Below are 26,575 nucleotides of genomic sequence, written 5' to 3' on the forward strand. Positions count from 1 at the left end.
TCATTCCGGGGAGCCGCACCAGTCGCCAGAAGTGGCGGCCGCACGCCCCGCTCAGGGGTATACGGCCGCCTCAAGTGCGAACCTCAGCAGGTCACTTCAGGCCGAACGCCCGGATGATCTCCTGGTCGATGCCGAGACCGCCCCCGGCCTCGGAGTGCGCCTTGATCGAGACGAAGCCGCCGGCCTTCGCGGGCGTCTTGAACCGGGCGGTCCAGTTACCCTCGGAGGTCTTGCGCACATCGACGGCGCTCCAGCTCTTGCCGTCGTCGTAACTGACCGACAGCGACGCCTTCTTCGCCTTCACCGCACCGTCCAGCCACTCCTGCGTACCGGAGGAGAGACCGATCTCGGTCCACCGGCCGGCCTCGACGTCACCGGCGAGGTCGGTGTCGACCTTGTAGTCCAGCTGGAGCATCGGCATGTCGGCCTGGTACGGGCCGTTCTCGTCCATGGCACCCGAGACGAAGTTCCACTCGGTGTGCGTACGGGTGGACGTCTTCCACACATCGCCGTCCCGGGTGGAATCGAGCACGAAGCGGTACGGCAGCTTCTCGGGCGAGACGTCCCCGGCGTATCCGGCCCGGCCCGCAACCTTCTTGATCAGGGTGTCACCCTGGTAGAAGGCGGTGGTGGTGGTCTCGTACTCGTCCGCGTACATGGAGCCCGAGTGGCCCGCACCCGAGTCCGTCCACGGGGTGAAGTTGAACTGGATGTCGTTGCGGACGGAACGGAACGGACCCCAGTAGCCGGTGCCCAGACGCGGACGGGTGATCGGCGCGAACCACTCGGCGGGGTAGGTGCGGCCCGCCGTGTAGTCCAGGTCGCCGCTGCGCATCTCCTGCGCGAAGTCCGTCTCGGTGGCGTTGAAGATCGAGTGGTCCTCGTACCAGAAGGAAGCGCCGGGAAGCGGGTTCACCCACTCGGTACGGGTGCCGGGGAACTTCTCGTACTCCTGGAAGCCGAGGCCGGGCCCGTAGTCCGGGATGTCGTAGCGGAAGCCCGCGCCGAGCACGCCCTTGTGGCCGTAGAAGGTGTTCTCCACCTTCGCCAGCTGACGGGGCGAAGGGGCGAACTCCAGCGAGCGGTCCGGGATGACGCCGTCGTGGCGGTCGACCAGGTCGTACATGTAACGGGCGAACTGACGCTGATCGATCGTCAGCTTCGCACCGTGCTGGACGGACTTGATCAGGTTCTCGCCCGCCAGGCGCTGGACCGAGGCGACCGGGATGGTGCCCTTGGTTCCGTAGGGGGTGTAGCTCTCCATCAGGACGCCGTCGCCGTCGTTCACGACGAACAGCGCCTCGGCGCCCGCGGCCACCGCATTGGCGAGCCGGTCGGCGGGAACGACCGCGTCACTGCGGCGGATCACGACGGCCTTGCCCTTGACGTTCAGGCCCTTGTAGTCGGCCACGGCGCCGTTGCCCGCGAAGACACCGGCCAGCTTCTTCTCACTGTTCTCGGCAATGGCCGCACCGCCCTGCGCGGCGACCCGCACATCACGGCCCTCGGCCGTCAGGTCCAGCTGCTTCTCGCCCTGCCGCCAGCGGGTCAGGAAGGAGAAGCTGCCCTGTGTGACCTTCTTGGTGGGGCTGGCCCACAGCTGGTCGTACGTCAACGGGATCTGGTAAGCGTCGCGCTGGACGGTGCCATCCGGTGCGGTACGTGCCATGTCATATCGCAGCTGCCGGGTCTCGGTCTCCTGCGGCGTCCGCACGCTGACCTTGCGGGCCTTGGACGCGTCGAGGGTGACCGTGGTCGCCTTGTCGAGGATCGTCTCGGGTGCCGCGAGGAAGGCCAGGGCCTTCGAGTCGGCGCGGTCACCGGCGATGTCCGCGGACGTCCAGGCGCTGTAGTTGCCCGGCGGCAGCCGCAGCGTGGTCTCACCCGACACCTGGACGATGCCCAGGTTCGGGTCACCGAGCGCGCCGAGGACGACCTGGCCGTCCATCGGCTTGCCGTCGCGGTCACGGAGCCTGAGCGTCAGGTCGTACAGCTCCTGCTCCTTGTTCAGGGCGAAGCCGGTGTGCGCGACAACGGTGCCGGCCGCGTCCTTGGCGATGACCTGACCGGAGAACTGGGTGTCGTTCGCGACCTTCGACGGGTCCAGCGAGAGCACGGCCTCGGCGGTGGAACCGGCCGGGACGGTCAGCTGCTTCGTCGACAGGGTGTAGGCGTCGGCGTCCGTGTCCGTGGCCAGGTCGAGCGTGACATCCTTCGTACCGGTGTTGCGGTACGTGATGGTCCGCTGGGCGACCGGGTCGGACGCGGAGTGCGGCCAGTCGTAGGAGGCGACCGCGACGGAGCCGGTGGCCTCGATCGTGGTGTCGACCGCCGCCTTCACATCGAGCCGGCCGGTGCCCTGCTCGTACGGGGTGTACGCGTCGAGCTTCTTCGACGAGCTCATCAGCGCGTCCTTGATCCGCTGACCGGACCAGTCGGGGTGACGCTGCTTCAGAATGGCTGCGGCGCCCGCGACATGCGGGGTCGCCATCGACGTACCGGACATCGACTGGTACATCCCGCTGATGCCCGGGACCGACTGCGAGGCGGCCGCGTTGATGTCCACACCCGGTGCGGACAGGTCGGGCTTCAGGCCGTAGGACCTGACGAGCGGGCCCATCGAGGAGAAGTCCGCGCGATTGTCCTGCTTGTCGACAGCGGCGATGGTGAGCGCCTTCTCCGCCGAGCCGGGCGAGCCGATCGTGCCCGCGCCGTAGGCGTTGCCCGCGGCGATCACGAACAGCGGACCGCCGTCGGCGGAAAGGGCGTCGACGGCCTGGGACATCGGGTCGGAGCCGTCGTCCGGGATGCTGGAGCCGAGGCTCATGGAGACGACATCGGCGCCTTCGGCCTTCGCCCACTCCATGGCTTCGATGATGCCGGAGTCCGCGCCGGATCCCGCGTTGCTGAGCACCTTGCCGATGATCAGGCCGGCGCCCGGGGCGACGCCCTTGTTGACACCCTCCGAGGCGGCGCCGGAGCCCGCGATCGTGGAGGCGACGTGCGTGCCGTGGCCGTTCTTGTCGACGACCTCCTCGCCCGGCACGAAGCTCTTTGTTTCGAGAATGCGGTCCTTGACGTCCGGGTGGGTCGCGTCGATGCCGGTGTCCAGGACGGCGACCTTGGATCCCTTGCCGTCGTAGCCCTCGGCCCACGCCTGCGGGGCGTTGACCTGCGGAACGGAGTCCTTGAGCGCGGCCTCCACCCGGCCGTCGAGCCAGAGCTTGGCGATGCCGTTGTCCAGCGAACGGGCCGTGGGCGTGCGGGCGATGTCGTCCCAGAAGGCCCGGGTGGTGTCCTTCTCGGCCTTCAGCGCGGCGCCGTGGATGCTGTCCAGGGTGCGGATCTTCGTCGCGCCACGAGGGACGGCGGGGAGCGAACGGCCCTGGCTCGCCGAGTAGGTGGCGATCAGCGGGATGCCACCCGACTTCTTGTCGTCGTACCCCATCTTGGCGAGGGCCGAGACATTGAACAGCCGGCGGTCCAGCTTCCCCGCCGCAAGCAGGGAGTTGGCCTCGTCGGGCAGAACGTAGAGGTCGTCACCGGCCTGCTGGACATGCACGCCGCCGACCGCTCCGTCAGGGCGGTCCACGGTGACGGTGTCCTGCTTGCCGACGCCGTCCGAGTAGTGCACGACATCACCCGTGAGCAGGGTGATGTCGTACTCCTTGACGGGATCGGCGGCCTGGCGGTCGACGGGCCTGGACTGGCCTGCGGCGGCGGAAGCGGAAGCGGAGCCCGCCGCGGGAAGCAGTGCGCCGCTCACCAGGGCGACCGAAGTCGCTATGAGCAGAGCCCTGCGTCCCGCACGAGCGGGTCTCGCCCGGCCGGAAGCGGAGGAGGGGGTGAATGTCATGCAGCTGTTCTAAAGGCAAAACCACAGCCACGGTTGCGTTCACACCTGGCGTGAAGCCGCCGTGGCGGCAACCCGCCCACGGACAATCATGGTTCGCGGAACGGTTCAGGCCACGGACGTGATCAGTCCGGTCGGCGGCCGGCCGCCCTCGTGGTGGATCGGGGTGTGTGCGCCCTTGAGCGGTACGCCGCTGCCGCCGCGCCGGTCGGCGACGATTTCGGCGGCGATCGACAGCGCGGTCTCCTCGGGCGTACGGGCGCCGAGGTCGAGGCCGATCGGCGAGTGCAGCCTGGCCAGTTCCAGCTCCGTGACGCCGACGTCGCGCAGCCGGTCGTTGCGCTCCAGATGGGTGCGGCGCGAGCCCATCGCTCCGACGTACGCCACCGGCAGCTTCAACGCCAGTTCCAGCAGCGGGACATCGAACTTGGCGTCGTGGGTGAGGACGCACAGGACGGTGCGCACGTCGACGTCGGTCGTCGCGAGGTAGCGGTGCGGCCAGTCGACAACCAGCTCGTCGGCCTCCGGGAAACGGGCCTTCGTGGCGAAGACGGGGCGGGCATCGCACAATGTGACGTGGTAGCCGAGGAACTTTCCCGCCCGGACGAGCGCCGAGGCGAAGTCGATGGCCCCGAAGACGATCATCCGGGGCGGTGGGACGCTCGATTCGACGAGCAGGGTGAGCGGTTGCCCGCAGCGCGAACCCTCGGCGCCGATGGTGACGGAGTCGGTGCGGCCCGCGTCCAGCATGGCGCGGGCGTCGGCCGCAGCGGTGCGGTCCAGCTCCGGGTGTCCGCCGAGCCCGCCCTCGTACGAGCCGTCCGGGTGGACGAGCAGGGGGCGGCCGAGGAGTTCCGCGGGCCCGTCGGTGATCCTGGCGACCGCCGCGGCCTCTCCCCGTGAGGAGGCGGCGAGCGCGGCGGCGAACACCGCCCGTGCGGGATCGTCCGCACGGACCGGTGTCACCAGGATGTCGATGACGCCGCCGCAGGTCAGTCCGACGGCGAAGGCGTCCTCGTCGCTGTAGCCGAACTGTTCGCGCACTGTGGTGCCGTCGTCCAGCGCCTGCCCGCACAGTTCGTACACCGCGCCCTCCACACACCCGCCGGAGACCGATCCGATCGCCGTTCCCTCGCGGTCGACGGCGAGGGCGGCTCCCGGCTGCCGGGGCGCGCTGCCGCCGACCGCCACGACGGTGGCCACGGCGAAGTCGCGTCCCTGCTCGACCCACCGGTTGAGCTCTTCGGCGATGTCCAGCATGGCGTTTCTCCTTCTACGGGTGTGCGGAGGGGCGGAGGGCCTTGTACGGGCCGGTCCTACTTGGCGCCGATCCAGCTCTCGATCGGGCTGAGCGCGAAGTACACGACGAACACGCCGGTCAGCACCCACATGAAGGCGCCGACCTCACGGAACTTGCCCTGCGCCGCCTTGATCGCGGCGAAGGAAATCACTCCGGCGCCGACTCCGGCGGTGATGGAGTACGTGAACGGCATCAGGGCCACGGTCAGGAAGACCGGCACCGCGACGGAGCGGTCGCTCCAGTCGACATGGCGGGCGTTCTGCATCATCATCGCGCCGATGACGACCAGCGCGGCGGCGGCGATCGGCCCCGGCACGATCTGGGCGAGCGGGGTGAAGAACAGTCCGGCGGCGAAGAGCACGCCGGTGACGACGGAGGACAGCCCCGTGCGGGCCCCCTCTCCGACGCCGGTCGCCGACTCGATGAAGACGGTCTGACCGGAGGCTCCGGAGACACCGCCGATCGCCCCGCCCGCTCCGTCGATGAACAGCGCCTTGGACAGGCCCGGCATCCGGCCCTTGCTGTCGGCGAGCCCGGCCTCCGTACCGACGCCGATGATGGTCGCCATCGCGTCGAAGAAACCGGCCAGCACCAGGGTGAAGACGATCATGCCGACGGTCATGACGCCGATGTCGCCCCAGCCGCCGAACTCGACATGCCCGAAGAGCCCGAAGTCGGGCATCGAGACGGCGCTGCCCTGCAGTTCGGGTGCGCTGCCGCCCCATGCCTTGGGGCTGATGTCGCCGGCCGCGTTGACGACGACGGCGAGGATCGTGCCGACGACGATGCCGATCAGGATCGCGCCGGGCACATTGCGGGCCTGCAGCATGAAGATGAGCAGCAGGGTGACGCAGAAGAGCAGTACGGGCCAGCCGGAGAGCTGCCCGCCCACGCCGAGCGTGACCGGGGCGCCCTTGCCGACGAAGCCGGCGTTGACCAGGCCGATGAGCGCGATGAACATGCCGATGCCGATGGTGATGCCGTGCTTCAGGGCCAGCGGTATCGCGTTCATGATGATCTCGCGCAGCCCGGTGACGACCAGCAGCACGATCACCGCGCCGTACATCACACACATGCCCATGGCCTGCGGCCAGGTCATGTGGGGTGCCACCTGGGTGGCGAGCACACCGGAGACGGAGAGCCCCGCGGCGAGAGCGAGCGGCACCTTGCCGATGAAGCCCATCAGCAGGGTGGAGACGGCGGCGGCGAGCGCGGTCGCCGTGATCAGCCCGGCGTGGCTGAGGCGGTGGCCCGCCACGTCCGGCCCGGACAGCAGGAGGGGGTTGAGCAGAAGGATGTAACACATCGCCATGAAGGTGGTGATGCCACCGCGCACTTCGCGTACGACGGTGGAGCCACGGTCGGAGATGTGGAAGTACCGGTCGAGCCAGGATCTTCCGGCGGGGACGCGCGAGCCTGGGCCCGCATCCTCCGCACTGGTCCTGGGCTCCACTGACTGCTGGGTCATGATGCCTGACTCCCAAGGTTCACAGGGACACCCGCGATGAAGAATCGATATGCGGGATTTGGGATGACTGCGCTGGCGGCACGACCCGGGGGACGGCCCGAGGCGAACTGTTCATGCAGAGTGGAATGCCACGTATTACTGGGTTCTCCGGGCGGTGCGGGCGGCGGAAGTGTGACGTTCCTGGGAGGCACGCACCGCCCGGAGAGTTCAGGAGGGAGCCGCGACTCAGGTGCCGGTGAGGTGCTCGGGTCGCACCGGCGTCCTGTTGAGCTCCAGGCCCGTCGCGTTCCGGATCGCCGCGAGGACGGCCGGGGTGGACGAGAGGGTGGGGGCCTCACCGATGCCACGGAGCCCGTACGGGGCGTGGTCGTCGGCGAGTTCGAGCACATCGACCGGAATGGTCGGGGTGTCGAGGATGGTGGGGATCAGATAGTCCGTGAAGGACGGGTTGCGCACCTTCGCGGTCTTCGGGTCGACGATGATCTCCTCCATGACGGCGACGCCCAGGCCCTGGGTGGTGCCGCCCTGGATCTGTCCTTCGACGGACAGCGGGTTGAGGGCCTTGCCGACATCCTGGGCGCAGGCCAGTTCGATGACCTTGACCAGGCCGAGTTCGGTGTCGACCTCGACGACCGCGCGGTGGGCGGCGAAGGAGTACTGGACATGGCCATTGCCCTGTCCGGTGCGGAGGTCGAACGCCTCGGTGGGCCGGTGGCGCCACTCCAGCTCGATGTCGACCGCCTCGCCCTCCAGTACGTCGACCAGATCGGCCAGCACCTCGCCCCCGTCGGTGACGACCTTGCCGCCCTCCAGGAGCAGTTCGGCGGTGGCCCAGGCGGGGTGGTACGTACCGAACTTGCGGCGGCCCATCTCCAGGACCTTCTCGCGGACGGCCTCGCAGGAGTGCTTGACGGCGCCGCCGGTGACATACGTCTGCCGGGATGCGGAGGTGGAGCCGGCCGAGCCGACCTGGGTGTCGGCCGGGCGGATGGTGACCTGGGCGACGCCGAGTTCGGTGCGGGCGATCTGGGCGTGGACGGTGACGCCGCCCTGTCCGACCTCGGCCATCGCGGTATGCACGGTCGCGACGGGTTCGCCGCCGATGACCTCCATACGCACCCGGGCGGTGGAGTAGTCGTCGAAGCCCTCGGAGAAGCCGACGTTCTTGAGGCCGACCGCGTAGCCGATTCCGCGTACGACGCCTTCGCCGTGGGTGGTGTTGGACAGTCCGCCGGGCAGGGCCCGTACATCGGCCTGTTCGCCGGCCGTCTCCCACTGGCGCTCGGGCGGCAGTGGCCTGGCCTTGACCCGGCGCAGCAGTTCGGCGACCGGGGCGGGCGAGTCGACGACCTGCCCGGTCGGCAGGAGGGCGCCCTGCTCCATGGCGTTGAGCTGCCTGAACTCGACCGGGTCCATGGAGAGTTCGGCGGCGAGCTTGTCCATCTGGGCCTCGTAGGCGAAGCAGGCCTGGACCGCGCCGAAGCCGCGCATGGCGCCGCACGGCGGGTTGTTGGTGTAGAGCGCGATGGCCTCGATGTCGACGTCGTCGATGACGTAGGGGCCGACACTGAGCGAGGAGGCGTTGCCGACGACCGCCGGCGAAGCGGAGGCATAGGCTCCACCGTCCAGTACGATGCGACATTTCATATGGGTCAGCTTGCCGTCGCGGGTGGCGCCGTGCTCGTACCAGAGCTTGGCGGGGTGACGGTGCACATGCCCGAAGAAGGACTCGAACCGGTTGTAGACGATCTTGACCGGCTTACCGGTGCGCAGGGCGAGCAGGCAGGCGTGGATCTGCATCGACAGGTCCTCGCGGCCGCCGAAGGCGCCGCCGACGCCGGAGAGCGTCATGCGGACCTTGTCCTCGGGCAGGCCGAGGACCGGGGCGATCTGGCGAAGGTCGGAGTGGAGCCACTGGGTGGCGACGTACAGATCGACGCCGCCGTCCTCGGCGGGCACCGCCAGACCGGACTCGGGGCCGAGGAATGCCTGGTCCTGCATGCCGAAGACGTACTCGCCGCTCACGATGACATCGGCGCGGGCCGCCGCCGCGTCCGCGTCGCCGCGGACGATGGGCTGGCGGTGGACGATGTTGGGGTGCGGTACGTGCCCCGCGTGGTGGTCGTCGCGGCCCTCGTGGATGAGGGGCGCGTCGGGGGCGGTGGCGGAGGCCTCGTCCGTGACGACGGGCAGCTCGCGATAGTCGATCTTGATCTTCGCGGCGGCGCGGCGGGCCGTCTCCGGGTGGTCGGCGGCGACCAGCGCCACCGGTTCGCCGTGGTGGCGGACCTTGCCGTGGGCGAGGACCGGGGTGTCCTGGATCTCGAGCCCGTAGTTCTTCACCGAGGTCGGCAGGTCGTCGTAGGTGAGTACGGCGTAGACGCCGGACGTGGCGAGCGCTTCCGAGGTGTCGATGGAGACGATCTCGGCGTGCGCGACCGTCGAGCGCAGCGTGTGGCCCCAGAGCATGTCCTCGTGCCACATGTCGGAGGAGTACGCGAACTCGCCGGTGACCTTCAGGATGCCGTCGGGGCGCAGCGTGGACTCGCCGATGCCGCCCTTGGTGCGGGTGCCCTGGTTGATGCTGGTGGGGTTGCCGGTAACGCCCATCGTCAGACCGTTTCTTCCGCGCGGGCGGCCGCGAGGCGGACCGCGTCGAGGATCTTCTCGTAGCCGGTGCAGCGGCAGAGGTTGCCGGAGAGCGCCTCGCGGATGTCCGCGTCGGACGGTTCCGGGTTGCGTTCCAGCAGTTCGTCGGCGGCAACCAGCAGGCCGGGGGTGCAGAAGCCGCACTGGACGGCTCCGGCATCGATGAACGCCTGCTGGATCGGGGAGAGTTCACCGGTGTCCCGGGTCTCCTCGCCGGCCGGCTCGGCCTCCCACTGCCGGGCCTTGTCGAGTGCGGTGCCACAGGCGCCGGAGGCGCAGCCGCTGCCGGGGTGTGCCTGGGAGCGGTGGGCGGCGAAGTCGGCGAGGCCTTCTACGGTGACGACCTCACGCCCCTCCACCTGGCCCGCGGCGACCAGACAGGAGCAGACCGGGACACCGTCCAGACGGACCGTGCAGGAACCGCACTCGCCCTGCTCGCAGGCGTTCTTCGAGCCGGGCAGGCCCATCCGCTCACGCAGCACATAGAGGAGGGACTCGCCCTCCCAGACGTCGTCCGCCTCGTGCCTGCGGCCGTTGACCGTGAAATTGACGCGCATGATCAGGCAGCTCCTTCGGTGCTGCGGCCGTTGCCGCGGTACGACTCCCAGGTCCAGCCGAGGGTGCGGCGGGCCATGATCCCGACCGCGTGCCTGCGATAGCTCGCGGTGCCGCGCACATCGTCGATCGGGTTGCAGGCACCGGCGGCGAGCGTGGCGAACTGCGAGGCGATGGACGGGGTGATGATCGTGCGGCTGTCCCAGAAACCGCCCTCTTCGAGCGCGGCATTCAGGAATTCCTCGGCCTCCTTCGCCCGTACGGGCGTGGGGGCGGCCGAGCCGATGCCGGTGCGGACCGTGCGGGTCTCCGGGTGCAGGGCCAGGCCGAAGGCGCAGACCGCGATGACCATCGCGTTGCGGGTGCCGACCTTGGAGTACTGCTGCGGCCCGTCGGCCTTCTTGATGTGCACGGCCCGGATCAGCTCGTCCGGGGCGAGGGCGTTGCGCTTGACGCCGGTGTAGAAGGCGTCGATCGGGATCATCCTGGTCCCGCGTACGGATTCGGCCTCGACCTCGGCGCCCGCGGCGAGCAGCGCCGGGTGGGCGTCTCCGGCGGGCGACGCGGTGCCCAGGTTGCCGCCGACGCCGCCGCGGTTGCGGATCTGCGGCGAGGCGACGGTGTGCGAGGCGAGCGCCAGTCCGGGCAGCTCGGCCCGCAGGTGCTCCATGATGTGGCTGTACGGCACGGAGGCGCCGAGCCGCACGTTCTCCTGGCCCACCTCCCACTCGGACAGCTCACCGATGCGGTTCAGGTCCAGGAGGTACTCGGGCCGCCGGTGGTCGAAGTTGATCTCGACCATCACATCGGTGCCGCCCGCAATGGGCACAGCCGTAGGGTGCTCGGCCTTGGCGGCGAGCGCCTCCTCCCAGCTGGCGGGGCGAAGGAAGTCCATGAGTGGCTCTCTTCTTCTCATTCGGGTCGTTCGCTGGGGCTGGGGACGGCCGGCCCTCGATTGGCTTGTTCATGTGCTGTTAACGCGGTGTGTGGCCCAGTACACAACCGGGACTCCACGCGGTGCAGTCACCGAAACCATGAAGGAGTTGGCTGGTCTCCATCCTCGTCTTGTAGATTCGAACGAATGGCGGGGATCAGTAACCTCACCGCAATACCCAGTTTTCACCCGCACCAACGAAAGAGATCGGCGGCGACGAGATGCGGCTGCGCGCACTGCTGGAAACCGACGCGCTGGGCCTGCGACTGCTCGGCGGCGAGGAGGAGCTGGACCGCTCCGTCCGCGGCGTGATGACCACCGACCTGCGGGATCCCAGCCGCTATCTGTCGGGCGGCGAGCTGGTCCTGACGGGCCTGGCCTGGCGCCGGGACGCGACGGACTCGGAGCCGTTCGTACGGATCCTGGCGGGCGCCGGCGTCGCCGGGCTGGCGGCGGGCGAGGCGGAGCTCGGCGACATCCCCGGCGATCTGGTGGAGGCGTGTGCGCGGCACCGGCTGCCGCTCTTCGCCGTCCATGAGACCGTCGCGTTCGCAACGATCACCGAGTATGTGGTGCGCCAGGTGTCCGGCGAGCGGGCGGGCGATCTGGCCGCGGTCGTGGACCGGCACCGCAGGCTCATGACCTCGGGCCCGGCGGGCGGTGGCCCCGAGGTGGTTCTCGATCTGCTCGGCTCCGACCTCGACCTGCACGCCTGGGTGCTCTCCCCCACCGGCCGGCAGATCGCGGGCGCCGGTGACGCACCGCTGGCCGGGCCGGTCGGCGCGGCGCTCGCCGGCCACCATCTGGCCGCCACCCGCACCGGCCGCCGGGCCCCGCACCGGGCCGCGGTCGGCGGCACCACGTATTCGCTCTTCCCGATCCGGAACGCCGGGCGGGGCGCGGTCCCGGCCTCCCGCGACGTGCGCGAGTCGGTGCTCTCCGACTGGCTGCTCGCGGTCGAGGCGGACGCGAGCGACTGGCCGCCCGCCCGGCTGGACCTGCTCCAGGGCGTCACCCAGCTGATCGCGGTCGAACGCGACCGGCGCGACGCGGCCCGTACGGTACGCCGCAGGCTCGCCCAGGAAGTCCTCGAACTGGTCCAGACGGGCGCCCCGCCCGCCGAGATCGCCGCCAGGCTGCGGGTCGCCGCCCCGGTGCTGCTCCCGGGTCTGGGGACCGCGCCGCACTGGCAGGTCGTGGTGGCGAGGGTCGAGTGGGGCGGCGCGGAGGGCTCCGCCACCACGGGCACCCCGGCCGGCGGCTCCGGCTCCGCCGTCGCGGGCGGTCCGGTGGCCCAGGCGCTGCTGGAGGAGATCCTCGTCGACCCCGCGGTCACCGGCCCCGACTCCGCGGACCGCATCGCGGTCGCCCACACGGGCGACGAGGCCGTCGCCCTCGTACCGCTGCCCGCCGTCACCGCGCCCGCACCGGCCCACGACTCCGGCCCCGATGCGGCGCAGGCCGAGGCGACCGCCGAGGAGGACCCCGCGCTGCATGCCGATGTGCTGCTCGCCGCCGTCCGCGAACCGCTCTCCGCCGGCCTCGCCGACGACGGCCGGCTGACACTGGGTGTCAGCGCGGCCGTGCATTCCCCCGAAGGTCTGCGCGGCGCCCTGGAGGAGGCCCGGCACGCCCGCCGGGTGGCGGCGGCACGCCCCGGCCGGGTCTGCGCGGCCGGGCACCACGAACTGGCCTCGCACGTACTGCTGCTGCCGTTCGTCCCCGACGACGTGCGCCGCGCGTTCACCGCACGGCTGCTCGACCCGCTGCGCGACTACGACCGGCGCCACCGCGCGGAGCTGATCCCGACGCTGGAGGCGTTCCTGGACTGCGACGGTTCCTGGACCCGCTGCGCGTCCCGGCTCCATCTGCACGTCAACACACTGCGCTACCGGGTCGGGCGAATCGAGCAGTTGACGGGGCGTGACCTTTCGCGCCTGGAGGACAAGCTCGATTTCTTCCTCGCCCTGCGTATGAGCTGACTTCCGGGCCCTGCCACGGCTCCTGACGGGTCCGGCTGTTTGTGAAATATTTCACCTGACATTGACCCGACCCCTTGGCCCGGCGTGCCATTCCGTGCTGAGATGCGGCCAGACCCAACAGCTCAATGGCGCGCTCGGGGAGGGCAATGTGGCGCATACCGCCATGTCTGGTTCCGGAACGACAGCAGATGACGATCCGCCGCTCCAGACAGCGGTATGGCGGCTGCGGTCACGCGCCTGCTGGACGGACGCCGCCGCGCTGCTCGAACACGACGCCGCGACCGATCCGGCGGCGGCACTCCAGCGGACCGCCCTGCTGACCGAACGGTGCCTGTACACCGGGCAGGGCTGGACCGACGCCGAGGACGCCCTGCGCACCGCCGAGGCACTGGCCCACGACGACGCCGAACGCGGCGCGGCCGCCTGTGAGCGTGGCCATCTGGCGTATGCGTCGACGCTTCTCGGCGTACGGGACCGGGCGGACGAGGCCAGCGTCGCCCTGAGCCGGGCCGCCGCGCTGCTCGCCCCGTCCGCGCCGGGCCGCCCGCTGCTGGACTTCCGCCGGGGCCTGATCGCGCACAACATCGCCGACTCGCCGCAGGCCGCGCGTGCTGCGTACCGCAGGGCCCACGCCGGCGCCACCGCCCAGGGCGACGCGCTGCTGCTCTCCTCGACCTGGCGCCATCTCGCCCTGCTCGCCCTGCGCGAGGGCGAACTGGCGGAGGCACGGCACGGTTTCGCCGAGTCCCTGCGGATCAGGGAGGAGCTGGGCTACCTGATCGGCACGGCTCCGGCCCTCATCGCCCTCGCGGACTCCGAGCCGGAGCCCGAGGCGGCGACCCGGCTGCGTGCCGAGGCGGGCCGGCTCTTCCGGCTGCTCGGGGGCGTACCCACGTGGCTGGCTCCGCACCTGGACCCGCCGCCCCCGGAGACGGCCGGGGCGAACTGAGCCTCTATGGGCCGGTCAGGCGTCAGCTCTCGGCGCCGGTGAAGTGTTCCCGTACGAGCGACTGCGCGACGGCCAGGTCCTGGGCGATGAGCGCGTCGAGCAGGGCGGTGTGATCGGCGGCGTCGGCGAGCAGGTCGGCGCGACGGGTGGCGGGGGTGTTCCCCAGGGGCCACTGGGAGCGGCGGTGCAGATCGTCGGCGACCATCACCAACTGCTCGTTGCCACAGAGCGCGAGGACCGCGCCGTGGAAGGCCCGGTCGGACTCGGCGTAGCTCGCCCGGTCGCCCACGGCGGCCGCCGCGACCGTGGCGTCGGCCAGCGGGCGCAGGGCGCACCAGCGGGCCGGGGCCACGGTGCGGGCCAGCCGCAGCATGACGGGGACCTCGATCAGGGCACGTACCTCGGCCAGCTCGGCCAGCTCGCGTGGGCCCCGCTGGGAGACCCGGAAACCGCGGTTCGGTACGACCTCGACGGCACCCTCGATGGCCAGCTGCTGCATCGCCTCGCGCACCGGGGTCGCGGAGACCCCGAAGCGGGCGCCGAGAGCCGGGGCGGAGTAGACCTGCCCCGGGACCAGCTGGCCGTCGACCAGGGCGGCGCGCAGGGCGTCGAGGATCTGGCCGCGTACGGAGTGCCGCTGCACCACTGGCCGCGGGGCGGGCGGCTCACTGTGGGTGTGCTCGCCACGTACCTGCTCGACGCGTGCCTGCTCGGGCACGCGTACGGACGCCGGGGTGGTCGCGGGCGCGACGGACGCGTACGACGGCCGCGCCTGCTCACGCGCTCTGCCCTGCTCCACTCGGACCTCCTCGGCCTGCCGTGGGCGCGGCTCGCGTGCGCCATGCCCCTGTGCACGATAGGCGGAGGAGGCCGCAGTTCAAACATCGATCCGTTCGGGTAAGGTAAGGCTTACCTGCAAACGATCGCGATTCGGTGGTCCCTGCATGACACTCCCCACCCTGCTCCCCGGCACCACCGTGTCCGCCGTGACGGGCGCGTACACACGTCTGGCCGAGGTCTTCCCCGGGCTGCGCGCAGAGGTGCTGACAGATGGCGAGGCCGCCCCTCGCGGTGCCGGCTGGGTGGGTGCGGACGAGCTCGCGGCGGGTGGTGCCGCACTCGATGCCTTCCTCGCCTGGGACCACGCGCAGGTGCTGCGGGACTACGGGCAGCAGCCCCGCCCCGATGTGGTCGCCAGCTTCGGGCTGCACCGGTACGCCTGGCCCGCCTGTCTGCTGGTGACGGTGCCGTGGTTCCTGCACCGGCGGGTGCCCCGGATCCCCGTCGGTGACGTGGCGTTCCAGCGGGCGCTGGGTCATCTGACCGTCCGCGTACGGGAGTTCGCCTGCCTTCCGGACGATCCGGCGGCCGGGCTGCCGGGCGCCCGAGTGGTCCCCGACGAGGTGGCGCTGCGGGCCGAGGTGCTCGCCGCCGTGGCCGACCACCTCGGTCCGGTGCTGGACGGCTTCGGACCGCGGATGCGGCGCGGCAGGCGGGCCCTGTGGGGCATGGCGACGGACGAGGTCGTCGAGGGCCTCTGGTACATCGCCCACCTGCTCGGCGAGGAACGGCGGGCCATGGCCGAGCTGGAGGCGCTCCTGCCGGGCACCACGAAGCCGTATGTCGGCTCGGCGGGCTTCCGTGAACTGACCGGGCCGAACGGCGAATCGCTGCCCACCCGCGACCGGGCGAGCTGCTGCCTCTTCTACACGCTGCGCCCCGAGGACACCTGCGTCACCTGCCCGCGCACCTGTGACGCCGACCGGGTACGGAAACTGACACCCACTCACTGATCCACACCGTCCGCGCGGGTAGTACTATTCGAACGCAGATCACTGGCCGTGTACGGATATTCGATCAGATCCTGGCTATCCGTATGCCTTGCCAACCCAATGGCGTTCTCTTGCCCCGAAACCCCCTGAGCGTGTTGGGGTTTCGGCAATCATGGCGCCCGAAATGCCCTACGCGATGCAAGGGACCGCGCATGAGACTGACCGACATATCGCTGAATTGGCTGCTTCCGGGCGCCGTGCTGCTCGTGGGGGTCCTGGCGGCGATGGCGGTGGTCGCACGCGGCAAGCGCGCCGCTGACAATTCCGCGGCCGACGACAGCTGGGAGCGCAGCGAGGAGCGTCGCAGACGCAAGGAGACGCTGTATGCCAGCGCCTCGTACGTCCTGCTGTTCTGCTGCGCGGCGGTCGCCGCCGCCCTCTCCTTCCATGGGCTCGTCGGCTTCGGCGAGCAGAACCTCGGCCTCTCCGGGGGCTGGGAGTATCTCGTTCCGTTCGGCCTCGACGGGGCCGCGATGTTCTGTTCCGTACTCGCGGTGCGCGAGGCAAGCCACGGTGACGCGGCGCTCGGATCACGGCTGCTCGTATGGACGTTCGCCGGCGCGGCAGCCTGGTTCAACTGGGTGCATGCACCGCGCGGAATCGACCACGCGGGCGCCCCGCACTTCTTCGCCGGGATGTCGCTCTCGGCGGCCGTGCTCTTCGACCGGGCGCTGAAGCAGACCCGCCGGGCCGCGCTGCGCGAGCAGGGCCTGGTGCCCCGTCCGCTGCCGCAGATCCGGATCGTACGGTGGCTGCGCGCCCCCCGGGAGACCTTCGGCGCCTGGTCGCTGATGCTGCTGGAGGGCGTACGCACCCTTGACGAAGCGGTCGACGAGGTACGTGAGGACCGGCGGGAGAAGGAGCAGAACCGTCTCCGCAGGAAGGACCAGGAGAAGCTGGACCGGGCCCACATCAAGGCGCTGAACCGACAGAACCGTGCCTGGCGCCGGGTCGGCCGGGGTGGCACCCAGGTGGACGTCCAGGCCATCGCGCCGGCGACGGGCTCCACGCAGTCCGTCGTGGAGCCCGCCATATCCGAGCCGGGACAACTGCCCTTGCGCCCCCGGCCATCCCTGCAAGCCGTGACGGGTCCGAGCTCCAGCGCCTCAGACCGGAACTTGAATGATCCGATCACCGTCGACCTCACTGCCGAGGACGACACCCAGGCACTGCCCCGGCTCGATTCGCTTGAGCGGAAACTTAAGGATCTGGAGCAGCAGTTCGGCTGATCCGCCGCAGAAGGCCCTGACGGCCCGGTCCCTTCCGGGCTCTCAGGGCCTTTCGCCGTCCAGCTCGAACCAGACGACCTTGCCCAGCGCGTGTGCGCTGACTCCCCAGGCGTCCGCGAGGCTCTGCACCAGGATCAGCCCTCGGCCATGCGTACCGTCGTCGGCGTTCGGTACGTACGACAGCGGCATTCCGGATACGAAGTCCCGCACCTCCACCCGAAGTTTCGCGGGTGCCACGCTCACTGTGACGACAGCGCCGTGCCTCGTATGGATCAGCGCATTGGTCACCAGCTCGCTGAGCAGGAGCTCCGCCATCTCGGCCGGCTCGGCCCGCCACCGGTAGCGCAGGAACTCCCTTAACGCACACCGCACTTCACTCACGGCCGCCAGATCTGTGTGGGCCAGTCTGCGACGCAGCCGGACCGGCTGCTGTCCCTGCGCCTCCGGCTCGTGCGCCGCCCCGTCTGCCATGGAATCGGCATCTCCCTGACGCTCCATCATTTCCCCCGCCCGCACAGTGAATCGCCCCCTTCTCGACTTCGCGATTTCTCGTCGTCCCCGGATGCATGCCCCACAGACGGGCCGCCACGCTTGTCGACTCATCAATAAGTGAACAGCGAGCGGGCTGCACGGCCGGGGCGGCGGACACATCGATGTCACATCCCTGCCCTTCCGGTTAACTTCCAAAAAATTCACACTGGTTGGCGTTGACGGGACCATGTCTACGCGCGTCATCATGATGACTATGCGAATCCCCCCACGGATCACCACGCTCGGCGGCGCTGCCGCCCTCCTGTCCGTCCTCTTCGTCGGCGGCCCGGTCACCACGGCCGCTACCGCCGCCACCACCTCGGTCGGCAGCATCTGTTACTCGGCGCTGCCCTCCCAGGCGCACGACACCCTCGACCTGATCGAGGCGGGTGGCCCGTTCCCCTACTCGCAAGACGGTGCCGTCTTCCAGAACCGTGAAGGCGTTCTGCCCGGTCAGAGCACCGGCTACTACCACGAGTACACGGTCATCACCCCCGGCTCCCCGACCCGCGGTGCGCGTCGCATCGTCACGGGTGAAGAGGTGCAGGAGGACTACTACACCAGCGACCACTACGCCACGTTCGACCTGATCGACCAGGGCTGCTGAAGCCCGGCCCTCCGAGCCGATCCGCGCCGTAGCCCCCCACCTGCGGCGCGGATCACGGACCACCGGAAGCGGCTGGACTTGTACCCTCCACCCATGACCGTGACCTATGTGATCGACGGCTCCCGGGTCACCGGCCTGGAGCAGTTCTGGGAAGTGATCGGCGAGGCCGTGAACGGCCCCGGCGGGTACTTCGGCCGCAACCTCGACGCTCTCGCGGACTGTCTCAGCGGCGGCATGGGCACGCCCGACGACGGCGACTTCGTCTTCGAGTGGCGGGACCACACCTCCTCCGCGCAGGCCCTGGGCCATGAGGAGACGGCGCGCTGGCTGCGGCAGAGCCTGAGCCGGGTGCATCCCACAAACCGCGCGGCGGTCCAGCAGCGGCTGGACGAGGCGCTGGCGGGGCGGGGACCGACCCTGTTCGACCTGCTCGTGGAGGCGCTGACGAACGGAACGGCGCCCGGCGGGCTGCGGCTGTCGTGAGCCCCGGGCCGTGTCCGGCGGACGCGGCCCGGACGGCGGCACCGGCCGGCCGAGCGGGGTCATCACTCGGCCGGCCGATACCATGGGGGTCGTAGGGATCAGAACTCAGTGGTGACCTTGGCGCCGTCGAACTTCTCAGTGCCGTAGAGGCTGATGAAGTGGTAGCCCGGCGCCGGGTTGTTGACGGTCAGGGTGTGCTCGTTGCCCGCCCCGACGGACTTGTCGGTGTAGACCTCGGTGGTCGCCCACTCCTTCGCGCTGTAGTAGAGGTCGGCGTCACCCGTGCCGCCGGAGGCGGTGATCTTCAACTGGGTGGTGCCGGCCGGAATGACGACGGCCAGGTAGGCGTAGTCGCCCTTGACGGCCTTCAGCTCGCTGCGCATGCAGTTCCGGCCCAGCAGCCTGGTGTCGGTGTCCTTGCACTCAGTGATCTCACCGGGCGGGTTGGTGGACCCGCTGCCGCAGGCGCCAGCCGCGCAGGCGGCCAGCCAGGTGTCCCAGTCGGCGTCGTAACGGCTGCCGATGGTCGACGTGAGCAGGGTGCGGGCGCCGTCCCAGTCGCCCTTGCGGTAGAGGCCGAGCAGGGTGTCGACGTCAGAGCGGTGGGATTCGAGCATGTAACGGACGGCCAGGTAGCCCCAGTTGTAGACGCGGGTCTGGTCGGCGTTGTCGTAGGTGGTGTCGAACAGGGTCCGCAGGGTGTAGGTGCGGTTGGCGGCCTGGGCGACGGCGTCGTCGTAGGTGACCTTGCGGTACGAGTACGAGACGAACTCCGCGAAGCCCTCCACCCACCAGACGGTCGGGGTGGTCAATCCGGCGGCGAAGTCGCCGTACATGTTGAAGCGGCCGTCGAGGTAGTGCGTGTACTCGTGGTTGAGGTTCCAGATCTGGAAGTCGGGGCGGGCCCACTCGGCCTCGTAGGCGATGAACCGGGGCTGGTTGCCCTCGGCCTTGGGGTCGCCCTCCAGGTACATGCCACCGTTGTTGGTGTCGATGCCGAAGATCACTCCGGCGTAGGTCTGGTAGTCGGTGCTGGAGTTGAAGGCCACGACCTCGATGGTCTTGTTGTTGTCGTCGGCGACCGCGCCGTTGTCCCGGGCCACCTCGTGGAAGTAGGCGTCCTGGTCGCGCAGGCTGGTGCAGCTGGCTTCGAGCTCCTCCGCGGTCATGTCCTGCGCCCGGATGGTGATGCTGTCGCTACAGGTGTGCTTCACCGGCAGGACGGCCTTCTCCAGACGCTCCGCGAGGTCACAGGCGCCGTAGTTCGCGCAGTTGTCCTTGTCGTAGGCGTCGACCATCTTTGCCAGATTGACCCAGAGCGGGGCGGTGGGGCCGTCGATGGAGGTCTTGCTCATCAGGTCGGCCGCGAGCGGGCTCGCCTTGGCGCGCAGCGAGTCCTCCTTGAGGAAGCGGCCGAGTTCGAGTCCCGCGTTGGAGGCCAGGAACGACTGCTTGGTGCCCAGCAGGTCGAGGTGGTTCGCGGCGAAGTCGTGCAGGGAGTTCAGCACACTGGAATCGGCCTCGATGGCACTGATGAACTCCGGCATCTGGTGGCCCCGGAACATGACCGTGTACACGCTGTTCACGGCGTTGACCATGTACCAGGAGCTGTTGTACGAGGAGTCGTAGTTGGCCAGCAACCGCTTGACGACAGACAGGTAGCGGGCGTTCTCCACGGCACTGTCGATCAATATGACGGCCTCGGACAGGGTCTCTCCGTTGGCGTCGGTGACGTCGAAGGCATGCGAGGAGGCGAAGAACGCGTCGAGCCCGCCCTGGATCGCCGTACGCAGCTCCGGCCCGTAGCTGCCCACCGTGTCGGGGTCGTAGAACTGCACGTAGTACCCGGCTCGGAGATAGAGGACCAGCTGGGGCATGCCGGTACTGCTGTCGCCGGGGTAGGCGGCCGATCCATCACGCAGGGCGTTGGCGACAGTGACCATCTGCGCCTCGCGGAAGGCCAGATTGCCGTCGTTGCCCTTGACACGGAACAGCGTGTTGACGCAGTCGGTCGTCGATGACTTGATCTGCTGGACCAGGTCGCTTCCGGTGCGGCTGGTGAAGTCGCTGACATTGCACTCGGCAGCGGTCCGGGCCTTGGAGCCGGCCTTGGCCTTGGCCTTGGAGTCGGCCTTCATCGAAGGCGCCAAGTGGCTCGGGAGCGCGGCGCCGGGGTCGTCGTAGTCCCGCCGCAGTGCGTCCTTGGATGCGGACAACGGCGGGCGGTCGGCGGCCTTGAGGGCTTTGCGGCCGACGTGGGCGGCGTCGTCCGCAGGTGCGGTCAGCGCCTCGGCGGAGGGGCCGCTGCCCGTACGGACCGGACCGGCGTCGCCGGTCCGGGTGTTACCGGTCGCTGTCGATGCGGTGGGGTGCCGCTCGACGGCCTGGCTGGGTGCGGAGAGCAGGCCTATGCCCAGGCATGCTGCCAGCACCACAGTGGACAGTCCGGTGAATCTCTGTCGAACCGTTCGGTTCTTCACGTGCCGCCTCCCAGCGGAGTGTTGCCGCACAACGGTGCACGGCTGTGGGGGAATGCGTGGGGGGTGGGGCCGGATCAGGTCTTACTGCACTCACGAAATGACATGAACACGACCGATCCTTCCACGCGCTGTACAATGGCACATGTCACATGTTCTTCGGAAGTCTTTTCGCAGCATTCATCTCGGCACCAACTCCACGCCACGACACCGGAGTTCAGTCGCGCCTCGCGTACGCACCGGCCGCCGACTTCGGATTGCTGACCGCCGAACCGTTGCGCCCCGACAGAACCTCGACAGAGCGCCGACAGAACCCTGAGGAGCAATGCCCGTGACCCATTCCCTCTCCGCGCCCCGCACTGGCAGCCATGACCTGCCGGTGTCGCCCGCACTGGACGCCTTCATGAGCACGGCGTGGGCGGATACCCCACTGCCTGCGGACATCCGCGTCCCCTCGCACGACGTCACCCCGGCCCGCCGCGCTCGGTTCGCCGCCCGCTTCCCGGGCGAGCGCCTGGTCATCCCGGCGGGTGCGCTCTCAGTCCGCTCCAACGACACGGACCATCGCTTCCGGCCGCACACCGGCTATGCCTGGCTCACCGGCCTCACCGGCGAGGACCAGGCCGGACACGTCCTCGTCCTCGAACCCGACGGCGACGAGCGGCACGAGGCGGTGCTGTATCTGCGGCCCAGGTCACCTCGCACCGGCCGCGAGTTCTACCGCGACCGCAGATACGGGGAGTTCTGGGTCGGGCGCAGACCCGACCTGGAGGAAGCCGCCCGGATGACCGGCATCCGCTGTGCACACCTGGACGCCTGGGAGAAGCTGTTGACCGGGCCACAGCCACCGGTACGGGCGCTGGGAGGGGTGGACCCTGCCGTCGACGAACTACTGCGTTCCTGCCACTCGTTCCAGCGCCGACGGTCGGCGCCGGCAGGACTGGAGGCAGTGCTCAGCGAGCTCCGACTGGTCAAGGATCCTTGGGAGACAGGCCAGTTGCAGCAAGCCGTGGATGCGACGGTGACGGGTTTCGAGGATGTGGTGCGAAGCCTTCCGCAGGCGCTGCGGCACCCGCGGGGTGAGCGCTGGATCGAGGGCGTTTTCAATCTGCGGGCCCGGCTGGAGGGGAACGGTCCGGGCTACTCCACGATCGCCGCAGCCGGCGCGCACGCCTGTGCCCTGCACTGGATCCGCAATGACGGTCCGCTGGACCGCGACCAGTTGCTGCTCCTGGACGCCGGGGTGGAGACCGATTCGCTCTACACGGCCGACATCACCCGCACCCTGCCGCTGTCCGGCCGCTTCTCCCCCGCACAGCGCAGCGTCTACGAGCTGGTGCTCGCCGCGCAGGAAGCGGGCATCGCGGCCCTGCGCCCTGGGGCACGATTCCGTGACTTCCACCTGGCGGCCATGCGCGTCATCACCGAAGGGCTGTACGGATGGGGCGTGTTGCGGGTGTCCGCCGAGGAGGCACTCGACGCCGACAACGGCTTCTACCGCCGGTACACGCTCTGCAGCAGCGGTCACATGCTCGGCATGGACCTCCACGACTGCGCCCAGGCGCGCGCCGACCGCTATGTGGACGGGCGCCTGGAAGTCGGCCAGGTACTGACCGTGGAACCGGGGCTCTATCTCCAGCCCGACGACGAGACGCTGCCCCGGTCACTGCGCGGAATCGGGGTGCGGATCGAGGACGACCTCGTGATCACGGCCGACGGCGCACGCCTCATGTCGTCCGCGCTGCCGCGCACTGCCGACGGAATCGAGGAGTGGATGGCCGCCCTGCTGGACGGTTGAACCGGACGGCCCACTCCACCGGCCGCCCCCGCGCAGGGGACGGGGGCGGCCGGTGGAGGACGGAGTGCCGCTTAAGACCGACCGGCACATGGGGGGCGGCGTCGCGGGGCCGGTGGCTCAGGCCTCTGCGACCGGCAGCGACGCCCTTCTGCCCCGGGTGCCTCCGGCGCCGGCGTCGTCGCCGTCCCCCTCGGCCCATATCGACCTGACATGTGACATATGGGCCAGCATGCAGGCCTCGGCGCGCTGGGCGTCACCGGCGATCACGAGGTCGAGCAGTTGGACATGCTCTTCGGCCGATACGGTCAGCTTCCCCGTCGCGTCAAGCCGGTTCAATCCGAAAAGGCGCGATCGCTTGCGCAGGTTGCCGACTTCCTCCACCAGCCTGCGGTTACCCGCCAGACCGAGCAGTTCGAGATGGAAGCGGCGGTCGGCCTCCAGATAACCGATGATGTCGTGCTCGGCGGCAGCAGCGACGATCGCCAGGGCGAGCGGCCGAAGTGCCTTCAGCTCCCTGACCTTGCCCATCCGGGCAATGCGGCCGACGGTGGGTACCTCGATCATGGCGCGGAGTTCGGTGAAGTCGTCGAGGTCCTGGTCGGTCAACTCCGTTATGCGGAAACCCTTGTTGCGGACCGCTTCGACCAGGCCCTCACGCACCAGGTCCAGCATGGCCTCGCGGACCGGGGTGGCGGACACCCCGAATTCGGCAGCGAGGGCGGGGGCGGAGTAGATCATGCCCGGACGGAGGTCTCCGGCGATCAGGGCCGCCCTGAGAGCGTTCGCCACCCGGTCGCGCAAGTGCTCTTGCGCCGAGATGACATTGAGCGTCGACAGGCGGGCCATGATTGTTCCTCCAACGCCGTACGGGCCCTCAGAATACAATGTCACCTTTCCGCTCGGGCCCGTCGCTCCTGACCTGTGGACAACTTGGTCAGGGCGCCGACTTCCGGTGCACCGCCGCGGCGACCGCGAGGTCTTCCCACCCCATTCCGACGCTTTTGAAGAACCGGGGGCGCTCGAAGGCGGCCGGCTTCTCACCGAGGATCCGACCGGTCACCAGGTCTGCGAGGTTGCCGGCGATGTCCTCGGCGCTGAAGGCTCCTTCCGCCATCGGGATCAGCAGATCGCCCGCCTCCGGCAGGGCTGCCGCCCTCGATTCGACGATCACGGTGGAGCGTGACACCAGAGCCGTGTCGACCTCCCGGGCGTCCGGGGTGTGCGAACCGACCGCCACGACCGTCGCCCCGTCCGGCACCAGGGTGCCGTCGAACAGCGGGGTTGCGGATGTGGTGCAGCAGAGCACCAGATCGGCCGTGACGACCTCCTCCGTCCCGTGCGCCTCACCCGCCCCGGCGTCCACGCCGAGTTGACGGGCGTGCTCGACCAGTGCGGCGACCCGGCGCGGGGTACGGCCGACCACGGTGACGCGTTCGACGTGCCGTTCCGCGAGCACCGCGGCAAGGTGTCCGTACGCCTGGGGGCCCGTTCCGAAGAGCACCAGATGGCGCAGGACGGGCGGGGTGAGGTGGCGGATCGCGAGTGCCGACACGGCCGGTGTGCGCAGTGTGGTGAGCGCGGCCCCGTCGAGCAGGGCGAGCGGCAGCAGAGTGGGGCCGTCGAGCAGCAGATAGCTTCCAGTGATCCGTGGCAGGCCGCGTGCCGGGTTGTCGGGGGCGACTCCTGCGATCTTCACTCCGGTCACCTGATGGGTGGTGGCAGGCATGATCAGCAGTTCTCCGCCTGGCACTGTGACATGGTGCCGGGCCGGGGACGTCTCCGGATCGAGTCCCCCGCTCAGCGCCGCCTCCAGGGCGTCCAAGGCTCCGGTCGGTCCCAGTGCCTCGATGTCGTCGGCACCGAGCAGGGGCAGGTTCACAGCAGGAATCCTTCGGGAAAGGGGTCGGACGGGTTCAGGAAGAATTGCGCGGTACCGGTGATCCAGGCGCGGCCGGTGACGGTGGGGACGACGGCGGGAAGCCCGCCCACGGTGGTCTTCTCGACGAGACGCCCGGTGAACGAGGTTCCGATGAACGACTCGTTCACGAAGTCGGTGTCCAGGGCCAATTCACCACGGGCGTGCAGTTGGGCCATGCGTGCCGAGGTGCCGGTTCCGCAGGGCGACCGGTCGAACCAGCCGGGGTGGATCGCCATCGCGTGTCGGGAGTGGCGGGCATCGGAACCGGGTGCGATGAACTGCACGTGCTTGAGGCCGTTGATGTCGGAATCTTCCGGATGAACGGGCCGGTCAGCGGCGTTGACCGCGTCCATCAGGGCGAGTCCGGCCGCCAGGATGTCGCCCTTGCGCGCCCGGTCGAAGGGCAGCCCGAGGTCGGACAGCTGCACCATCGCATAGAAGTTGCCGCCGTAGGCGAGGTCGTAGCGGACCGGTCCGTAGCCGGGTACGTCCACCGTCCGGTCGAGTGCGACGCTGAACGCGGGAACGTTGGTCAGGGTGACAGCGGTGGCCGCGCCGTCCTTCACTCGGACGTCGACGCTGACGAGTCCGGCCGGGGTGTCCAGCCGTACGGTGGTGACGGGTTCGGTGACCTCGACCATTCCGGTCTCCACCAGAACGGTCGCGACCCCGATGGTGCCGTGCCCGCACATCGGCAGATACCCGGAAACCTCTATGAAGAGGACGCCGAAGTCCGCGTCGGGCCGGGTGGGCGGCTGGAGGATCGCGCCGCTCATGGAGGCATGGCCGCGCGGTTCGTACATGAGCAGCGTTCGCACGGCGTCCCGGTGTTTCCGGAAGTACGTGCGCCGTTCAGCCATCGTGGCACCGGGAATGGTGCCGATGCCGCCGGTGATGACGCGGGTGGGCATGCCCTCGGTGTGTGAGTCGACTGCGTGGAAGATGTGACGTGTCTGCAAGGCTTCTCCTGGTTCGTCAGTTCGTCATGAACAACACGAAGAACGGGCCGGGTCGGGCGCTGTCCGGACGTACAACGACCGAACCGCGCTCAGCCGAGGCCCCCGGCCAGTACCTTCTCCGTCGCGGCACGTACGGCTGCCTCGTCGTCGGCGGGCAGGGGAAGGCGTGGCGGACGGGTACGGCCGCCATGGCGTCCGACAACGTCCATGGATGCCTTGATGGCCTGGACGAACTCCGGCTTCGAGTCCCACCGCAGCAGGGGATGCAGCTCGCGGTACAGCGGCAGGGCAGTTGCCATGTCACCGGTCACAGCGGCCCGGTACAGCTCGACACAGCAGGACGGCAGCATGTTCGGACAGCCGGCGATCCAGCCGACGGCCCCGGCAAGTGCCAGTTCCAGCAGTACGTCGTCGGCGCCCACGAGCAGGTCGAGGCCGGGCGCCTGTTCGGCGATCTCGTAGGCCCTTCGGACATCGCCGCTGAACTCCTTGACCGCCACGATGCTGCCCTCCTGGTGGAGAGCGGCGAGCAGGCTCGGTGTCAGATCCACCTTGGTGTCGTACGGGTTGTTGTACGCGACGACCGGAACCCCGACTTCGGCCACAGCGGCGTAGTGGGCTCGGACCGCCGCGTCCTCGCAGCGGTATCCGTTGGGCGGCAGGAGCAGCACGGAACCGGCGCCCGCCTCTGCGGCCTGTTCCGCCCAGCGCCGCGACTCCGCGCTGCCGTAGGCGGAGACGCCCGGCATGACGCGGCTGCCGTCGCCTGCCGCCTCGACGGCGACCCGGACCACCTGCTCGCGTTCGCTGTCGGTCAGGGTCTGGTACTCCCCCAGTGACCCGTTGGGCACCACACCGTCGCAACCCTCCGCGATGAGCTGTTGGACATGCGTGGCATAGGCGTCGTAGTCGATCGTGCAGTCATCGCGCAATGTGATCGGGGTGGCGACCATGACCCCGTGCCAGGGGCGGGTGCGCGGGTGGGCGTTCGTCTGCATCGTGGCTCCTTGAGTGGTGTGACATTTACGGCGTGGGGGGGAAGCATGGGCAA

20 protein-coding genes are annotated in these 26,575 nt (G+C 69.6%); 7 read left to right on the forward strand and 13 right to left on the reverse strand.

The features are described from left to right. Positions 1 to 91 precede the first annotated feature (91 nt). The 6 genes from ACGFU7_RS21315 to ACGFU7_RS21340 all read right to left on the reverse strand — a co-directional run bounded on the left by ACGFU7_RS21315 (position 92) and on the right by ACGFU7_RS21340 (position 10,720). Complete coding sequence (locus ACGFU7_RS21315; protein ID WP_393697565.1) at positions 92 to 3,856, reverse strand: S8 family serine peptidase; 3,765 nt, start codon at positions 3,854 to 3,856, stop codon at positions 92 to 94. Positions 3,857 to 3,961: 105 nt separating this feature from the next. Beyond that, positions 3,962 to 5,113, reverse strand: a complete 1,152-nt coding sequence (locus ACGFU7_RS21320) for an XdhC family protein (RefSeq protein WP_393697566.1) — start codon at positions 5,111 to 5,113, stop codon at positions 3,962 to 3,964. Positions 5,114 to 5,169: 56 nt separating this feature from the next. Further along, complete coding sequence (locus ACGFU7_RS21325) at positions 5,170 to 6,621, reverse strand: NCS2 family permease (RefSeq protein WP_393697567.1); 1,452 nt, start codon at positions 6,619 to 6,621, stop codon at positions 5,170 to 5,172. A gap of 225 nt (positions 6,622 to 6,846) precedes the next feature. Further along, positions 6,847 to 9,231, reverse strand: coding sequence for a xanthine dehydrogenase family protein molybdopterin-binding subunit (locus tag ACGFU7_RS21330; RefSeq protein ID WP_393697568.1), 2,385 nt, complete (start codon positions 9,229 to 9,231; stop codon positions 6,847 to 6,849). Positions 9,232 to 9,233: 2 nt separating this feature from the next. Beyond that, positions 9,234 to 9,827, reverse strand: a complete 594-nt coding sequence (locus tag ACGFU7_RS21335; protein WP_393697569.1) for a (2Fe-2S)-binding protein — start codon at positions 9,825 to 9,827, stop codon at positions 9,234 to 9,236. Between the two features lie 2 nt (positions 9,828 to 9,829). Next, positions 9,830 to 10,720: an FAD binding domain-containing protein gene (locus tag ACGFU7_RS21340; RefSeq protein ID WP_393697570.1), complete on the reverse strand. Its 891-nt coding sequence runs from the start codon at positions 10,718 to 10,720 to the stop codon at positions 9,830 to 9,832. Positions 10,721 to 10,980: 260 nt separating this feature from the next. On the opposite strand from ACGFU7_RS21340, the gene ACGFU7_RS21345 reads away from it, so the two are divergent. Both ACGFU7_RS21345 and ACGFU7_RS21350 read left to right on the forward strand, forming a co-directional pair. Continuing rightward, entirely contained in the window at positions 10,981 to 12,741 is a 1,761-nt protein-coding gene (locus ACGFU7_RS21345) for a PucR family transcriptional regulator (protein ID WP_393697571.1), read from the forward strand. Between the two features lie 163 nt (positions 12,742 to 12,904). Further along, positions 12,905 to 13,690, forward strand: coding sequence for a hypothetical protein (locus ACGFU7_RS21350; protein WP_393697572.1), 786 nt, complete (start codon positions 12,905 to 12,907; stop codon positions 13,688 to 13,690). A gap of 22 nt (positions 13,691 to 13,712) precedes the next feature. Here ACGFU7_RS21350 and ACGFU7_RS21355 read toward each other — a convergent pair whose 3' ends face one another. Next, complete coding sequence (locus ACGFU7_RS21355; protein WP_393697573.1) at positions 13,713 to 14,489, reverse strand: GntR family transcriptional regulator; 777 nt, start codon at positions 14,487 to 14,489, stop codon at positions 13,713 to 13,715. 145 nt (positions 14,490 to 14,634) lie between these two features. Between ACGFU7_RS21355 and ACGFU7_RS21360 the strand changes: the two genes are divergently transcribed. Both ACGFU7_RS21360 and ACGFU7_RS21365 read left to right on the forward strand, forming a co-directional pair. Then, the gene (locus tag ACGFU7_RS21360; RefSeq protein ID WP_393697574.1) at positions 14,635 to 15,483 is read left to right on the forward strand and encodes a (2Fe-2S)-binding protein; all 849 of its coding nucleotides are present in this window, start codon (positions 14,635 to 14,637) and stop codon (positions 15,481 to 15,483) included. Between the two features lie 191 nt (positions 15,484 to 15,674). After that, positions 15,675 to 16,751 (forward strand): DUF2637 domain-containing protein, encoded by a 1,077-nt coding sequence (locus ACGFU7_RS21365; RefSeq protein ID WP_393697575.1) that lies wholly within the window; start codon positions 15,675 to 15,677, stop codon positions 16,749 to 16,751. Between the two features lie 42 nt (positions 16,752 to 16,793). Here ACGFU7_RS21365 and ACGFU7_RS21370 read toward each other — a convergent pair whose 3' ends face one another. Next, positions 16,794 to 17,156, reverse strand: coding sequence for an ATP-binding protein (locus ACGFU7_RS21370; protein WP_393697620.1), 363 nt, complete (start codon positions 17,154 to 17,156; stop codon positions 16,794 to 16,796). 340 nt (positions 17,157 to 17,496) lie between these two features. Here ACGFU7_RS21370 and ACGFU7_RS21375 point away from each other — a divergent pair, with 340 nt between their 5' ends. Both ACGFU7_RS21375 and ACGFU7_RS21380 read left to right on the forward strand, forming a co-directional pair. Further along, positions 17,497 to 17,889 carry a ribonuclease domain-containing protein gene (locus tag ACGFU7_RS21375; RefSeq protein ID WP_393697576.1) on the forward strand — a complete coding sequence of 131 codons (393 nt, stop codon included), beginning with the start codon at positions 17,497 to 17,499 and terminating at the stop codon, positions 17,887 to 17,889. 93 nt (positions 17,890 to 17,982) lie between these two features. Continuing rightward, positions 17,983 to 18,372, forward strand: a complete 390-nt coding sequence (locus ACGFU7_RS21380; protein ID WP_393697577.1) for a barstar family protein — start codon at positions 17,983 to 17,985, stop codon at positions 18,370 to 18,372. A gap of 98 nt (positions 18,373 to 18,470) precedes the next feature. Here ACGFU7_RS21380 and ACGFU7_RS21385 read toward each other — a convergent pair whose 3' ends face one another. After that, a complete protein-coding gene (locus ACGFU7_RS21385) occupies positions 18,471 to 20,852 on the reverse strand; it encodes a M9 family metallopeptidase (RefSeq protein WP_393697578.1) in 2,382 nt (793 codons plus the stop codon). A 322-nt stretch (positions 20,853 to 21,174) separates the two neighbouring features. Here ACGFU7_RS21385 and ACGFU7_RS21390 point away from each other — a divergent pair, with 322 nt between their 5' ends. Further along, positions 21,175 to 22,647 carry an aminopeptidase P family protein gene (locus ACGFU7_RS21390; protein WP_393697579.1) on the forward strand — a complete coding sequence of 491 codons (1,473 nt, stop codon included), beginning with the start codon at positions 21,175 to 21,177 and terminating at the stop codon, positions 22,645 to 22,647. Between the two features lie 117 nt (positions 22,648 to 22,764). Here ACGFU7_RS21390 and ACGFU7_RS21395 read toward each other — a convergent pair whose 3' ends face one another. From ACGFU7_RS21395 to ACGFU7_RS21410, 4 genes are all read right to left on the reverse strand, one after another. Then, positions 22,765 to 23,493 (reverse strand): GntR family transcriptional regulator, encoded by a 729-nt coding sequence (locus tag ACGFU7_RS21395; protein ID WP_393697580.1) that lies wholly within the window; start codon positions 23,491 to 23,493, stop codon positions 22,765 to 22,767. 88 nt (positions 23,494 to 23,581) lie between these two features. After that, on the reverse strand, positions 23,582 to 24,526 hold the full coding sequence (locus tag ACGFU7_RS21400; RefSeq protein WP_393697581.1) for an ornithine cyclodeaminase family protein: 945 nt from the start codon (positions 24,524 to 24,526) through the stop codon (positions 23,582 to 23,584). Further along, on the reverse strand, positions 24,523 to 25,524 hold the full coding sequence (locus ACGFU7_RS21405) for a proline racemase family protein (protein ID WP_393697582.1): 1,002 nt from the start codon (positions 25,522 to 25,524) through the stop codon (positions 24,523 to 24,525). Before ACGFU7_RS21405 ends, ACGFU7_RS21400 begins: the two co-directional genes overlap by 4 nt. A gap of 89 nt (positions 25,525 to 25,613) precedes the next feature. After that, positions 25,614 to 26,522 (reverse strand): dihydrodipicolinate synthase family protein, encoded by a 909-nt coding sequence (locus tag ACGFU7_RS21410; RefSeq protein WP_393697583.1) that lies wholly within the window; start codon positions 26,520 to 26,522, stop codon positions 25,614 to 25,616. Positions 26,523 to 26,575: the final 53 nt, after the last annotated feature.

Origin of the sequence: Streptomyces sp. NPDC048473, from assembly GCF_043200155.1 — a bacterium.
Classification (GTDB): domain Bacteria; phylum Actinomycetota; class Actinomycetes; order Streptomycetales; family Streptomycetaceae; genus Streptomyces.